We start from the raw sequence: 14,827 nt of genomic DNA, 5'->3' as shown, positions 1-14,827 counted from the left end.
ATTTTTTGGCTTGCAGAAACGAGTCACTTCATAAGCTGTGAGCGACGAAATGTCAGATTAAAACGGTAAGCCCCAAGTTGAGGATGAACGCCTGATTTGATTTGTCGTACCCCATGGTAATTGAGCCGTGAACGTCCGCCCCAGACCAAGACGTCCCCATGCTCTAATGGGATAGCTTGACGCGGATGTTCTCGCGTATCTCCGCCAAAATCAAAGATAGTGGGCAATCCTAGTGAAAAGGAGACGATCGGCTGGGAGAAATCCGCTTCATCTTTATCTTGATGCAGCGACATTTTAGCCCCCACACCATAGCGGTTAATTAAGCAGGCATCAGGATCAAAATGAGAAAAGCCAGCTTTTTCAGCGGCATTTATCGCCAACTGTTTAAATAATGCGGGCATCATGGGCCATGGCTGCAGAGTCATCGGATCGACAGAGGAATATCGGTAGCCTTTATTATCCGTAACCCAGCCCCAATCACCGCAATTGGTCATTGCCACAGACATAGCGTATCCGCCAGGGGTTTCCATATGACGCAAAGGTGCTTGAGCAATCACTTCATGCAATGCAGCTAATAACGGCTCCCCTTGCCCAAGCAAAAAACCTTTAAGGAGATAAGCGTCTGGCGCAATCTCAATCATATTCTCTTCATCAGGAAATAACATAGTCACCACTCAGTAAAATGGGTGTCTACCTATATAAGACACCCTGACCATTTAAGCGACTTGTTGCTGCCTTTTCAATGCTAATTTACGCTCTGCTTTTTGGCTACCCCAGACGCTGAGTAAAATCACCAACATGCCGAGTAACTGTAATGGGCTGAGTTGTTGATCAAGCCACAGCCATCCTAGGATAACGGCGCTCATCGGGCTTAAGAATCCCAGCGATGCTACTGAACTGGGTCCTAAGATAGCGAGGCCACGAAACCATAATGCATAAGTCAGTGCGCCACCGATCAAAGTTAAATAACTCAGACCTGCGATATTTAATAAACTCAAAGAAGGTAACGCAGGTTCAAGTAACAGCGCAAACGGCAGTAAGACTAACCCGCCTGCGGTTAATTGCCACGAGGTAAAGGTTAATGCTGAGACTGGAGGCTGCCAACGACGGCTTAATACCGTTCCTGCCGCCATAGAGAACGCCCCGGCTAAGCCCGCAATAATCCCGGTTAAATCTAACGCGGCACTTGGCGTCAATAATAAAATAGCTACCCCGAAAATACCGCTCAGTGCGGCAAATATCGAAATACTCGATAGCGAACTGCTTAATAGCCAACGGCTAAGGAATAACACAATCAGCGGTTGAATCGCCCCCACCGTTGCCGCCACACCTCCCGGTAAACGGTATGCGGAGATAAACAACAGCCACCAAAATAGCGAAAAATTTAAAATGCCGAGAATCAATACTCGTCCCCACCAAATCCCCTGAGGCAATTTGCGTAAAAATAGTAAAAGTAGCAATCCTGCGGGTAAGGCACGGAGCATGGCTAACGTCAACGGCATACCCGCAGGTAACATTTCCGTCGTCACCAAGTAGGTACTTCCCCAAACTATCGGTGCTAATGCCGTTAAAAATAGAACCCAATATCTATTCATGAATACGCTCACGTTGATTTATCTTGAGGTCAAGATAAATTCAAACTACCTTGACGTCAAGATAGATTATTGTATGATTTGCCTATGGATAGAATAGATAAAATCACTCAACAATGGGAACGTGAACGCCCCGATCTTGATATCAGCGCCATGGGGCTGATTGGTCGCTTAGGTAACGTTGCCCATCACCTGACCCGTGAAATGGAAAAGGTATTTGCCAAATTTGGTCTAAACCGATCAAGTTTTGACGTACTCGCCACTTTGCGCCGTGCGGGTTCCCCTTATACACTGTCACCCAGCGATATGCTTGCTACCTTGATGGTGACATCCGGTACCATGACCAATCGCATCGATCAGCTAGAGAAAGCCGGTTATGTGGCGCGTCATGTCAATCCTGATGATGGGCGCGGTTTTTTGGTGAGCTTAACAACTGAAGGGTTGGATTTGATCAATCGCGTAGTGACAGCCCATACCGAAAAACAATCTCGTTTAGTGGCATCACTGTCAAATGAAGAGCAACAAGCGCTGAATCAGCTACTACGGACGTTTCTAAACCATTTAGAATCATAAAATGTAGAGAGGGGAATTCCTTTCCCCTCTCTATTTTTACGAGCTAAATTAGCTATTCAACTCAAAAGGCATCAATTTTTGCGAACGCTCAAATTGGTCGCAAAGATACACCAAGCGCAGTAAATTTTCGGCGGTTTGATTTTCCTTTTTTACGTAATGCACCAGTTGCTTAGCAAACCATAACATCCCCAAGTCGTGCAATGTCCTGACCACAAAGTTTAACTCGTCAATTTGACTCGCGGATAACTGTGCGCGCCCTGTACAGCTTTGCGTTTCCAATACCGCCAAGATTGGACGGGTAATCTGCTGTGCCAGTGTTGGCACTGGCGCAAATGCTGTGCGGTCTTGCTGCTTTTTCGCCATATATTCAGCAATCGACGTCATAAACTTGGAAGACTGTTTTTTACGAGGTACTGATTCAAAATCGAGGTAAAACAGCTCAATACCCTGCTCTTTTTTCAACCAGAGTGTTTTCGGAGTTAGTTGTAATTGTTGCTGAGAGACGCTTACTTGAACGGATACCGCACTAATTTCCCAACCTTTCTGAGTGATAAAACGCAGTTCTTCAATTTTGTGATTTTCTGTGCCTTGCCAATTTAATCGCAAAAATGCCCGATTCCGGTTTCCATCCAGCACAGTCCAACTGACACACTGCTCGATTTCATTCCAATGTAGCGGTTCGTAGCTATCGATATGTAGCACAGCAGGCTCAAACTGAGCATCATCGGTGAGCGCATTGAAATAGGTCGTTGCCGCTTTCCAATCCTCAAATCCCAGCTCACTTTTCAATGCTTGGTAATCATCGAATGAAATGTGCGGCGCTTGGCTAACTGCACTGCGACTGATTGCATAACTATCGCCGCTAGCAGCAAGTTTGCCCTCATCGGATAAGCGTGGATTGTGCAATTCAAAACCACTGCGCATCAGGTTATCTGCCGTTTGTTTCCAAATGGCTAGCGTTTGCCAGACACTGTGACGGGTGAAATTCGAGTCGAGGGTATTGGCGCGTGCTTGGCTACACTGCACCACTTTTTTCTCTTGGTTATCCCAAAAACTAAACGTTCCCCCAATGGCGCCACTTTGAGTTTGCCACCACTCGGCATGGATTGGGATCAAAGAGAGAATGTCCGTTTTACTGTCATATTGACGACGACCAAAAGCGCGCAATTGCGCAATTTTATCGTCGCTGGCGTGAGTTAATTGGTAAAGATAGCCTCTGATCTGCGCGATAAACCGCAATACTTGCCCTTCATCTATCGTGAAATGGCGCTGGGCTAATAATTTCACTTGATAGCTTAAACGCTTTAAATAATTGGCTAAGCGAGGTAAACCTTCCGCACGCGCCGACATATTCAATAAATGTAATTGCGCAGCACTGCTTTGGCTTATATGAGAAAGCCCCTGACGCAGCATATCGTGAATAAAACGCTGGATAGTCGCAATCACCGTTTGCTCATCGTCGCTCAATGCTAGCGTGACCTCGCGGTTAGGCATCAGATCATCAGGCCAACTCCACGACTGGTTATGCTGAAGAAATACCTTAGCGACCGCTGCCAAATGGAGGGCTTTTTGCTGCTTCTCCGGTAATGACGACAGCATCCCTTGAAAGCCATTCCCCCGAATATAGATAATTGGCTCATCATAATTGGGGATCGTGATTTTCAGCTGATTCGATTGGTCATCCAAGATCACTGCATGATCTTGCCAATCCTGTAAGATCTTCACTGCCAAGCGGCAATCTGGCTTACTGTTTTGCTTGATTAATGCGGGAACATCGAATGCCAGCAACTCGGGTAATAGTGGTTCAATATCGACAGATTCTGAACTATCTTCTGTAGAATCAATCGATTGTTCATCGCTGTTTGTTTGTACCCAAAGCACCGCGGCCAGAATATGTTTGCAGCAACCCGAGGCCGAACAATCGCAGCTGGCTTTTTGCACCCCTTGAGGATCTAACGTGACTTGCTGACCATCGCTGGTAAAAGTTCCATTCGCTAAACAAACCGGAGAAACTTTACCACTTTCCAGATCCTTACGGGCGCGGCGCAGCAACCCGATGTTGGCAAATACGGCCAATGCGTCGTCATCATAATGTAAATAAACGGTTTTCCAACTCATTGCATCACCTCAGCCAGCCAGTGAGCAAAATGCTCTGGGGTTAACGCCGCCACACTCATACCGCGATCCGCCAGCTTCTGGGCAATTTCCGTATCATAAACCGGCAATGCATCATCATCTAAAGCGGCTAATCCCAACAATTTCACTTGCTGGCTATTCAAGCGCTCGGTGCAATTGAGCAGATTATTCAATGCCCCGCCTTCTTCAAAGTCGCTGATCAACGAAATCACCGTGCGTTTCGGGTTGCGGATCAAGCTTTCACAATAATGCATCGCTTTCGCGATATCGGTTCCCCCGCCGAGCTGCACGGTCATTAATACTTCCACCGGATCGTGGGCTAAATGACTGAGATCCACCACTTGGGTATCAAACACCACCAAAGAGACACGTACTGTCGGTAATGCCGCTAAAATACTGGCGCACACCGCCGCATACATAATCGAACTCGCCATCGAGCCACTTTGGTCGACGCACAAAATCACATCCCACGGCAAGTGCTGTTGCTGGCGGGAGTTAAAATACGGGGTTTTAATCACTAGGCGCTGATTTTGTTGATCATAATTCTTTAAATTCGCAGCAATAGTAGCTCGCCAATCAAAATTACGGCTATTAGGGAGTAGCGATCGCTTAAAGCGGTTACGACGCCCTGTTAACGCTTGGCGAAATTGGTTTCGCATCTGGCTTAAAATATCATCCACCACTTTGCGAATAATATTCTTCACCGCATCCCGCGTATCTTCGCTCATTTTACCGCGTAAACTTAATAACGATTTAGCTAAGGCTTTGGTGGGCTCCATTGCATTCAAGGCTTGCGGGCTTTTTAATAAACTACTAATTTCATAACGCTCTAATGCCTGCGACTGCATTCGCTCAAAGGTGCTGTTCGGGAACAATTTACGGGCTTGGTTCAGCCAGTTAACCGCCGTCAATTGGGACGCATCTAGCGAGCCATGACGTCCGCCTTCTTGGCGTAAACCGCGACGTTGATATTCACGTCGATATAAAAAATCCAATGACCGTTCGATTTTGAGCTCATCGCCATTTAGCGCCGCTTGCCCCAGAGCGCCATCCGCATATTGGCCTAAAATAAGGCGCCAGCGTTTTGCTAATTGAAGTTGTTCTTCGGTTAATTGCGCATCTTCTGGCTGCTTATCCATGAGATAGCCCCTCATTTTGCAACGAAAACCACTCAGTTAACCCTTGGTTTTCAAGCTGAAGCTGAATTTTTTGTTCGAGTTCCATGGCTTGGAGTAATTGTTGCTGATTGAATTGTGTCTGATGGAGAGTTAAATCTTGGATATCCATCGATAATTTTTGCGCGACCACCCGCGCCATTTGCGCATTCTGTTTCGGGGTTAATTGGCTAAACGCAAAGCGCAGATCCGGCAATACTTGCAAGAAACGTCCATCATCCCACTCACTCAACAGTTCATTGAGTAACTCAATTAATAGGGGTAAACGCACAACCAATTCCGGTGCGGTACGCATAATGCCAATGAAATAACCGATAGCCAGTTCCGGGTCGCTACCTAAACTGAACGTTCGCTGAATTTCCTCGGTCAGTACCGATTCATCAATTTGACCACCAAGATAACGAATAGCATCCACCGCCCCTTTAATTAGCGGTGCGTGATTAAGACGCCCATCCAACCGGCTCAATTGTGCATAAAATTCTGCGGAATAATCCATATCGCAGCTAATTTCAGGCATAAAGGTGATTAATTCACGGCAAGACAGTAACGCATTAAAATAGTGTTCTTGTTGCTGTTCATCCCCTTGAGCCACCTGATCTAAGCAGAAAAAGGCCTGGGAGAGTACTTTATCAATCCGCTGTTTGATGCCCGTTTCATCTTCGAGGTCAAAGAAACTACGCCCGCGCCATAGGTGTACCAGTTTATGACCACAGGTCACCAATGATTCAAACTGACTATCTTGCTGAATATAGCTATCTAATAACGTAAATAACGTTGGAATACGCTGATGAAGCCCAATCAATGCCGCTTGCATTAGCAATGTCACCGCGCTTTGGCTGGAACGGCTGACACCTTGCTCTTCAAGTTGCTTTTCCATCGCCAAAATTTTATTCAGTGCAATGGCTTTTAATTGCGTGCCTTTTTCAGAAAGCGCGATCAGCTCCCCTTCCACATTTGGCGTCCACGCGTATTGCCACTCTTCAAACAGTAAATCCAGCTGGTTGCCCGAAAGAAAATTGGGACCAGAAAGCGGTTTGGCGAAGTGGATTTCTAAAAAACTCAAAAGATGCAGAAAACGGCTGCGTAAACGGTGCTGCTTATTACGGTATACATCTAAGCGGCTGACTTTGGCTAAAGTATCGTCCAATTTGAAGCGAAAGCCTTTCGCCAATGAATAGGTTTCAGAAACCAATGGCGGTGTGATGGTTCCTTTAGGAATCTGCCCCAAGGTAAAACCAGAAAAACAGGTTTTGATTTGCTGCCACAGTTCATCTTGGCTTTCATCTAAGCTGCCTTTGATAAACGCACTTTGCAGCCCATCCAATAGATCATAGCGACCCGCGCCCGTGTGCCCACGAAATACGGCAAGTCTCAGACTTTGCTCTGCGGCGAGCTTAACAGATAAAAACCCTGGCGCTGCATCAAATTGCTTTTCCCGTAACACTTCAGCCACGTAAGCCAAAAATTGAATACCAAGCTGATTTCGATAAGCCGCGGTAGCAGTCATTTTTTGCTGAGCTTGATCAGTGCGTTGTGCCAGCAACCCTTCCCACACTTTTTGATAAAAGGCTGGCGAAGGCATGCCGGAGGCATAACCATTTAACGCATCAAGCCGGTCAAAGCTATAACGGATAAGCCAAGCGCTGTCACGGTCTGCCAACTTTTGCTGAGCCATAAATTGCTTTTGTTGCTCGGAAGAGAGTTTAAATTGCTGCGACGCCGCTTTACCAAGCCCTTCAAGCAGTGCCAAGGTATGAAACCCGCCCGTCACGACCACAATTTTCGCGTTTGGCTCTGCCGCTTTAATGGTTTGAATGTGCGCTTGCATATGGGCTTCACGCTGAGTTGAACCCTCCGAAGCCAGTACTTCTGGCTCGTAATCTAAACGCGCCAAGGCACACCAAATAAAGGTATCGCGGAAGAAATCAGCCCAATTGGCAACCGACGTTAATGGGCGCAACTCAAACAAATGTTCCCACAGTTCATCATGATCACGGCACCCACACTTTTTCGCTAACTGAGCAATAAATAAGCTATGGGCAAGGTAGCGTTCCCGTTGCAGGCTTTGATGCTGGCTTTCGCCTTCCAGATCAAGTTCCACCTGTGCTGTCCACGGCAAATCAATAAAACGCAGTTGAGCTTGATGCTGCTGCCCTACGCGTAACGCTTGCCACTCAGGGGAATATTCACAAAATGGGAAATACGCCGATCGCGTGACAGCGTCACTTTCATCTGATTCAGTAGGCGCACTTTTCAAGGTAGTCTGCCCCATAATCGCCACGGGCGGACGTGTATCGCCATCCAATAAACCCGCGATTAATGGGTTAAAACTGTCAGGACCTTCTATCAGCACATAGTCAGGCTTAACCTGCTCAATTAAGCTCAATACGCTATAAGCACAGGCGGGGCTATGATGACGAACAGGCGCAAAATAGAGCTGATGCTCTCCTAGCCTTTGCCACTGTTCAAGGGCATTTTGTAGCCGTTCCGGCAATGTGATGTGTTGCAATGTGATCGTTGATAAACTCACCGATGATGTCTCTCATAGGGACAGTGTGGCGATGTATTTACCACCACACTGCGACGACGGATATTATTGCCAGAATTCACGGGATGCATCGAAAAAGGCTTTCCATGCTTCGCTCTGTTTCGCACGTTCGCGGGCAACATTATCAATGTAATAACGCATCCGTTTGATATCATCCGCATTATCTTTGAGTACCACACCAATCAGCTGACGCGCGACAGCGCCTGCGTTCAGTGTTCCATTCCCCAAATAGTGAGCTTCCAATGCACAGGCATAGGCGATGTTAACTGCTTCTGCCGTAGACATCACCGCATCTGGGGTTTTGATGCTCCCGCCATCTTTGGTATTGCCTGAACGTAATTCTTGAAAAGTCGTGACTAATAATTCGATCACGTCCGTTGGGACAGTCACTTTGCCATCCAGCTCGCCAAGCTCAACAGTCAGTTGTTTGTTGATCAGTTCAATTTCAAATGCCGGATCTTGAATGGGTTTGACGGTTTCGAAATTAAATCGACGCTTAAGTGCCGATGACATTTCATGCACACCGCGGTCACGTAAGTTGGCAGTACCAATCAAGTTAAAGCCTGACTTGGCGCTGATCCGTGCATTATCTTTCATCTCAGGGATCATCATTTGCTTTTCTGACATCATGCTAACCAGCACATCCTGAATTTCAGGTGGGCAGCGAGTGATCTCTTCAAAGCGCACAATTTTACCTTGTTGCATTCCTTGGTAGAGCGGTGAACTCACTAAGGCTTTTTCTGTAGGACCTTCCGCCAGTAGCAGCGCGTAGTTCCACGAATATTTAATATGGTCTTCTGTGGTACCCGCCGTGCCTTGAATGGTTAAACCTGAGTCACCACTAATCGCCGCCGCTAATAACTCGGACAGCATGGATTTCGCCGTACCAGGCTCCCCCACCAGCATTAACCCTTGTTTACCCAGTAAGGTCACAATGGCGCGATCAACCAGCGCATCGTCACCAAAAAATTTAGGGGTAATTTGCAGTGCCTCATCCCCAAGAATAAATTGACGTACCGCCCGCGGGGAACGTAGCCAACCTTGTGGTTTAGGGTTGCCTTTATCCGCTTGGGTTAATCGTTCTAATTCATCCGCAAAGCGCACTTCTGCGCTTTCACGCAGAACGCCTTCTGTTACTTGTTTCGCCTTAGCCATGTTGGTTTCCTAAATTTATGCGTCGATTAATCAATGATTACCACGGGGTTTTCTTTTCCCATTCAGGGTCAAAACCGCTACAGGCATCCGCGACTTTCAGGTAGTCAGCATAGCTTTCGGCTAACAGGATCGGCGGCACGTTTTTCAGTTCCACATAGCCTCTATCCCACGAGCTTTTTTGTGCTTGGTCAAAACTCAAGGAGTACAACACCGCAGGGATATTTTCTTCTGGGACATAGCTACCACTGAATTCCATATACACATAGCAATCTAGGCTGGAGAAATATTTGAAGTAATGACAGAAGCTTCCGCCGTCTTCCGCTTGGCCGCGCTGATAACCCATTTTGGTTAACACGCCACGTAGGGTGAAGGTATCCGTTAGCCAGCCTTTTCTATCTTCGATTTCCGTGAGCGTTAACGCCAGATCTGGAATGGTGTGATCCATCTGCGAGAATAGGAATTTGACTTTGTAATCTTTAAAATGAGCAATCCACGCTTTACGATCAGCGTCTGATAATAACGCCGCATGAGCGAGCTTGATGCTGGAATCTGCGCTCAATTCGACTTCATCGTCATCAAGGTTCAACAAGCAACCATCATCGGATGGACGGAATTGGTTGATCACTTGGTCATCTTTCACTTCTAACCAAACCAGTCGTTCAATCAGACCACGCATCACTGGGTGATTTTGAATGTATTCCTGCCAATCCGCCGTGCTCCACAAACGTTCTGCACACATCGCTTCATACAAACGCGCAGTCTGTAATTCAATAACTTGCTTAAGCTCTTTTTTGCTGGATGTTAGGAGTTTTTTCGACTCTTTAATCAGCTCTTCGTTGTCGGTTTTACGTGCCGCCGGCAGCGCTTTGATCTCTTTACCTTCAGGGTTAAATAGCACCAGTTTTTGCTGAGCATCGAGCTTGGCAGTAAACGTGCGATCCCCATATTCCAGTACTAAAGTCCCCGTTTCATCCATACCCGCAGTTGGAATAGTTCTGTCTGCCAGTTCATCCGCGCTCCAACCGTTACGTTGCGCGATATCAGCCACCAGTCCGCGGGCTTTTTCTTGGACTGATGCGGTGCGATAACGGCGCGATAATGATAATAAAAGCTGAATGATCAGCGGATCGTTACTGACGGCAATCGCGTCAATCATCGCTTCAATTTGGGCACGGCGCTGGTAATGGTCACGCATATAGTTACGCAGCATGGTTACGGCAACATGTCCCTCCACACCACAAATCAGCGCAAGCATCCCTTTTTCACTGATAGCCGAGCCCAAATAACGACCTAATACTTCGTTTTTGATCTCGTTGATGGTCTGCTCAAGGGTGAAGTTTTCATACTTGGCATAGTATTCAGGCCAGCGTTTTAGCCAATCTTGGTAGTTTTTCAAGCGTGATGGCGCATCTCTTTGTGCTTCCGCCATCGCCGCTTCCAGTGATGGTCCCGCCACATCTTGGCTAATAAAGCTGTTGAGAATAAAGCTACCTAACTTACGCTGGCTGTCTAATGATAATAAGCTGATATAGCGCTGTAATAGCCCATTACCCGCCGGCATTTTTAATTTCACCGCCAGAATGATCCACCAGCGGATGATATCCGCATCCACCTTTTTATTATCTTGCCAGGTCATGGCTGGAATGGCGTCCAAATCAAACCATGCCATGCTCGCGGGTGCTTTGGCTTTTAAGCCTTTTTGCGCTTCCGCCAACAAAACTTTCGGTGCCAAGTAACCGGAAATATCTTCGCCAAATTGCTCTAATGCCGTTAATAATGCGGCTCTTACCACTTCACGTTTCTCTTTTTTCAGCAACGCGTACAGCGGTTTTAGTGAATCTGGATGTTTTAAGCGAGCTAACCATTCGATAGCAGTAACGCGGATCTCTTGTTTACCAGAATCAAGGCCTTCTGCCGCATTAACGTGAATGCTTGGTAAGGTTTCCAGCAATTTTTGAGCACTTAAACGGTGAGTTTTGTTTTCACCCAGCGCCAACTCCATAATACGAGGAATGAATCGTGCCGGAATGGTCGGGTATTTACCTAAAATGGTTACCGCATTAGACGCATCATACTCTTGGTAATAACGATGCCCTTGGTGCTGCGGGATAAGCCCCAGCGCTTCACTTAAGAAATCGGGGTACTGCATAAAGAACGGCCAAATTTGTTCCGGCGCTCTAAATAGCCCTAATCCATCACTGTATGAACGCAGGCATAAGTCAGCAATTAAGCGACTCGCATTTTTAAAATGGCACTGCTCAAGCCCTTTTTCTAATTGACGTAAATCGAGTTGCGATAAGATGCGAACGGGAACTTCACGAGTGAGTTGATAGTGAGAAAAATGCTCAACATCAGAGCGGTTATGACTCAGCAAACGCAACGCGTGGAATAGCGTGAATTCCGGTAAATTATTAATGCGCTCTTTGTGCTTAATGACATTGTATTCATGATCGGTAATCACTCCGACACCCGAGTTTAGTTTAGCTAATAAGCCAGCACATTCGTCTTCACTGTGTTGACTGAACTCTTTGTAATGGCGTTGTGACCACGTGTATTTATGCTTTTCTTGTTTGTTTTCTTCCAGTTCGCGCTCAGCATTTTCTTTGGCTTTTTGCAGCATTTCACGGAAGTTAGATACCAAAACATCGACTGCGCTTTCTGGTAGTGGCGTATCTTCCATCGGGATAATCTCTGGAATTTCGACCTCTTCCACTTCACTCGCACAATCCATCACATCAAAGCGAGAAATCGCACTTTCAATGCTCTTGAGGACGGTTTTGTTGGTCTCCACTTTCAACGCTGCTTCAAGAATATCTCGATCTTTACCAATACGGGCGAACAGATCCGCCGCTTGCGTACGTTGTTTTGGCGTTCCTTCAAGCAGCACTTTGGTTAAGTGGGTTTTAACCGCTTCTTCCGGCAGAATAGACATCACTGGCTCAGCTGCTGAACGCACGGTTTTCAGTGAACTGGTTGCCAATAGCACTAAAATATCGGCAAACACGCTATACAGCGCTTCGTCTTTTCTCAGCGTGTCGATCAATTGGATCTGACCACAAGCGGATAAATTGCTCAGTAGGCTTTGGCGAATAAAATCTTGCTCAGCAATTAAATATTCTTTTAAACCTGGGATAGCGAATAATAACGCCATATTTTCGTAGTGATAATCCGACAGATTTTGTCTATCAAAAATGCCGTATAGCACGGTGTTACCCGGTTGTTCGGCTTCATTCTCCACTAACTGACTGAGCAGCTCGTAATTCCAATGTTTACGATGTTCATATTTAGCATGGCGTGAATTTTCAAAGGTGGTTACAAATGCATCACACAGTAAATACAGCATCCAAGAAGGCAATTCTGGCGTCAGAATTTTGATATTCACCTCTTGGCAGGCGGACGCGAGTACTTTAGCAAAACGCGCGATCTGCGCGGGCGTAATATCATCACCCACTTTAGAATACAGTTTATGGCGAGCATTTTTACCTTGACGGATCACTTTGCTATACGAGCCGGCATCAAAACTGTGGCTTCCCCACCACCAATCAACCGTTCCCGGTTTGTCTAACAAAATTGTGGCTTTTTCTTTGTCCAACTGCCCCAGCTTCATGAGAATTTCAGGGGATTTACCCTCAATGACATAATCAAAGAGCGATTTGGGTAAGCTTTCTTCAAATGCGGCAAAAGGAAGCAGGGATTCTTGTAAATATTGTAATCCTGCGGTTTCCCCTTTTTCGCCATAAATAGCCAGAAGGTCAAAGGTAATTTTAGCCATGTTAATTTCCTAAATGTAGTTATATAACAACTTCTTATCATTTTTAGTTGTTCATCTCAATTTGATTATTCTTATTCCTGATTATTTAACTTTATTGCTTAATTATTCATCTGGAATTAAATACCAATAATTTAATTATTCCCCCGCTATTTTCCCAACACTTGCTTCAAATACCGCCTGTTTATGGAAGATTGATCAGTAATGTATGACGTTGTGAGCAAAATGCTGTCTATAACAATCTTTCTCATTTTTAGCTTGATCTGCCCAGATATCATCGGCAAGTTGACGAAAATTTTTAGTTCATTTAAACAGCAAAAAAGCCATTGACTAAACATATAATCTAATATTAGACTTATTGTATAAGTTAAATTTCCGAATGAGGAAAATCAATGAGCCAAAATACCGCTTACACAGATATCGTATACACTAATGCTTCCCAGCTGGTTCCACCAAGAGGGCACTATTCACACACAGTCACAGCGAATGGTTTCGTGTTTGTATCGGGGCAATTACCCACAGATAGCCAAGGAAATGTTCATGCGGACGCACCCTTTACTCAGCAAGCAGAACAGGTATTAGCAAATTTAGAGGCTTGCTTATCTGCCAGTGGTGTCGGTCGGCAACAATTAGTTCAGGTTCGGGTTTATATCTCGGATATGGACAATTGGCCGGTTTTTAATCAAATTTATGCCAATTGGATTGGCGAGTTTCGTCCTGCTCGCGCCGTTGCGGGTGTTAGTGAACTGCATTTTGGTGCAGGGATCGAAATTGAAGCAACCGCTGTCGCGGCGAACGCGTTGTTATAAAAATCAAGTTATTACCAATGAGCCATTTAATAATGGGGTATATCATGTCTGAATTAACATTACCGACCTATCAAGATGTCGAAGCCGCAGCACAGCGCATTGCAGGTATTGCTCACAAAACCCCAGTGATGACGTCCACGACAGTCAACAAAGAGTTTGGCGCTGAGTTATTCTTTAAATGTGAAAATTTCCAACGTATGGGGGCATTTAAATTTCGCGGCGCGTTAAATGCTCTTTCACAACTTACTCCAGCGCAAAAAAAAGCAGGAGTAATCGCATTTTCATCAGGAAACCATGCTCAAGGTATCGCGCTGGCGGCACAAATGTTGAATATTCCAGCCACCATTTTGATGCCGATTGATTCTCCAGAAGTCAAAGTTGCCGCCACTCAAGGCTATGGCGCTAAAGTGATTAGATTTGACCGCTATACCCAAGATAGAGAGCAACTTTGTCGCGATCTTGCCGAAAAAGAGGGATTGACCATCATCCCACCTTACGACCATGTGGATATTATTGCGGGTCAAGGTACTGCGGCTAAAGAGCTGTTTGAGGAAGTTGGCGAGCTGGATGCCCTCTTTGTTTGCTTAGGTGGTGGTGGGTTGCTCTCTGGATGTGCACTCGCAGCGCGCGCATTATCGCCGAATTGCAAAGTGTATGGCGTTGAACCTGAAGCCGGTAATGATGCGCAGCAATCTTTCCGTAGTGGAAAAATTGTGCACATTGATACGCCAAAAACTATTGCGGATGGTGCACAAACTCAACATGTGGGGAACTACACTTTTGAGCTAATCAAACAAAATGTGGATGACATTTTAACTGTGACCGATGCGCAATTAGTTGATCGCATGAAGTTCTATGCTGAGCGTATGAAAATAATTGTGGAGCCGACAGGTTGCCTTTCTTTCGCTGCCGCCTTGAAAATGAAAGAACAGCTGCGCGGCAAACGTATTGGGATTATTATTAGCGGCGGAAATGTGGACATTAAACGCTTCGCAGAATTAATGTTAGCTTAAGCAATTTATGCCCCTTCTCTATTAGAATTGAAAAAAATAGTTTAATATTTAAAGAGA

At 45.8% G+C, this 14,827-nt stretch carries 10 protein-coding genes; 3 read left to right on the top strand and 7 right to left on the bottom strand.

The annotated features are described in order from the left end of the window. Positions 1–23: 23 nt before the first annotated feature. Both alkB and M5X66_RS08345 read right to left on the bottom strand, forming a co-directional pair. On the bottom strand, positions 24–665 hold the full coding sequence (alkB, locus tag M5X66_RS08350) for a DNA oxidative demethylase AlkB (protein ID WP_036947993.1): 642 nt from the start codon (positions 663–665) through the stop codon (positions 24–26). Positions 666–716: 51 nt separating this feature from the next. Then, positions 717–1,595, bottom strand: a complete 879-nt coding sequence (locus M5X66_RS08345) for an EamA family transporter (protein WP_108478130.1) — start codon at positions 1,593–1,595, stop codon at positions 717–719. An 84-nt stretch (positions 1,596–1,679) separates the two neighbouring features. Here M5X66_RS08345 and M5X66_RS08340 point away from each other — a divergent pair, with 84 nt between their 5' ends. Further along, entirely contained in the window at positions 1,680–2,165 is a 486-nt protein-coding gene (locus tag M5X66_RS08340; protein WP_270104007.1) for a MarR family winged helix-turn-helix transcriptional regulator, read from the top strand. Positions 2,166–2,213: 48 nt separating this feature from the next. Here M5X66_RS08340 and M5X66_RS08335 read toward each other — a convergent pair whose 3' ends face one another. The 5 genes from M5X66_RS08335 to M5X66_RS08315 form a co-directional block, all read right to left on the bottom strand. Then, the gene (locus M5X66_RS08335) at positions 2,214–4,283 is read right to left on the bottom strand and encodes an SWIM zinc finger family protein (RefSeq protein ID WP_270104006.1); all 2,070 of its coding nucleotides are present in this window, start codon (positions 4,281–4,283) and stop codon (positions 2,214–2,216) included. Next, positions 4,280–5,440: a VWA domain-containing protein gene (locus M5X66_RS08330; protein ID WP_036948005.1), complete on the bottom strand. Its 1,161-nt coding sequence runs from the start codon at positions 5,438–5,440 to the stop codon at positions 4,280–4,282. Before M5X66_RS08330 ends, M5X66_RS08335 begins: the two co-directional genes overlap by 4 nt. Then, positions 5,433–7,991, bottom strand: coding sequence for a DUF5682 family protein (locus tag M5X66_RS08325; RefSeq protein ID WP_270104029.1), 2,559 nt, complete (start codon positions 7,989–7,991; stop codon positions 5,433–5,435). The genes M5X66_RS08330 and M5X66_RS08325 overlap by 8 nt, the downstream gene beginning before the upstream one ends. Before the next feature lie 78 nt (positions 7,992–8,069). Beyond that, complete coding sequence (locus M5X66_RS08320) at positions 8,070–9,179, bottom strand: ATP-binding protein (RefSeq protein WP_108478133.1); 1,110 nt, start codon at positions 9,177–9,179, stop codon at positions 8,070–8,072. 37 nt (positions 9,180–9,216) lie between these two features. Further along, positions 9,217–12,951, bottom strand: a complete 3,735-nt coding sequence (locus M5X66_RS08315) for a DUF4132 domain-containing protein (RefSeq protein WP_270104005.1) — start codon at positions 12,949–12,951, stop codon at positions 9,217–9,219. Positions 12,952–13,340: 389 nt separating this feature from the next. Here M5X66_RS08315 and M5X66_RS08310 point away from each other — a divergent pair, with 389 nt between their 5' ends. After that, complete coding sequence (locus M5X66_RS08310; protein ID WP_036948013.1) at positions 13,341–13,757, top strand: RidA family protein; 417 nt, start codon at positions 13,341–13,343, stop codon at positions 13,755–13,757. Between the two features lie 44 nt (positions 13,758–13,801). Continuing rightward, positions 13,802–14,770 carry a threo-3-hydroxy-L-aspartate ammonia-lyase gene (locus M5X66_RS08305; RefSeq protein WP_036948014.1) on the top strand — a complete coding sequence of 323 codons (969 nt, stop codon included), beginning with the start codon at positions 13,802–13,804 and terminating at the stop codon, positions 14,768–14,770. Positions 14,771–14,827 lie beyond the last annotated feature (57 nt).

It is taken from the genome of Providencia sp. PROV188 (assembly GCF_027595165.1).
Lineage (GTDB): Bacteria > Pseudomonadota > Gammaproteobacteria > Enterobacterales > Enterobacteriaceae > Providencia > Providencia lanzhouensis.
Note: the sequence above shows the minus strand (reverse complement) of the source record. Positions and strands in the feature narration are given on the sequence as shown.

What these genes read in the sequence shown, in the direction of transcription:
- M5X66_RS08340 (WP_270104007.1), top strand. Translation starts at nt 1,680, where the DNA reads ATGGATAGAATAGATAAAATCACTCAACAATGGGAACGTGAACGCCCC.
- alkB (WP_036947993.1), bottom strand. Translation starts at nt 665, where the DNA reads ATGTTATTTCCTGATGAAGAGAATATGATTGAGATTGCGCCAGACGCT.
- M5X66_RS08320 (WP_108478133.1), bottom strand. Translation starts at nt 9,179, where the DNA reads ATGGCTAAGGCGAAACAAGTAACAGAAGGCGTTCTGCGTGAAAGCGCA.
- M5X66_RS08345 (WP_108478130.1), bottom strand. Translation starts at nt 1,595, where the DNA reads ATGAATAGATATTGGGTTCTATTTTTAACGGCATTAGCACCGATAGTT.
- M5X66_RS08315 (WP_270104005.1), bottom strand. Translation starts at nt 12,951, where the DNA reads ATGGCTAAAATTACCTTTGACCTTCTGGCTATTTATGGCGAAAAAGGG.
- M5X66_RS08305 (WP_036948014.1), top strand. Translation starts at nt 13,802, where the DNA reads ATGTCTGAATTAACATTACCGACCTATCAAGATGTCGAAGCCGCAGCA.
- M5X66_RS08310 (WP_036948013.1), top strand. Translation starts at nt 13,341, where the DNA reads ATGAGCCAAAATACCGCTTACACAGATATCGTATACACTAATGCTTCC.
- M5X66_RS08335 (WP_270104006.1), bottom strand. Translation starts at nt 4,283, where the DNA reads ATGAGTTGGAAAACCGTTTATTTACATTATGATGACGACGCATTGGCC.
- M5X66_RS08330 (WP_036948005.1), bottom strand. Translation starts at nt 5,440, where the DNA reads ATGGATAAGCAGCCAGAAGATGCGCAATTAACCGAAGAACAACTTCAA.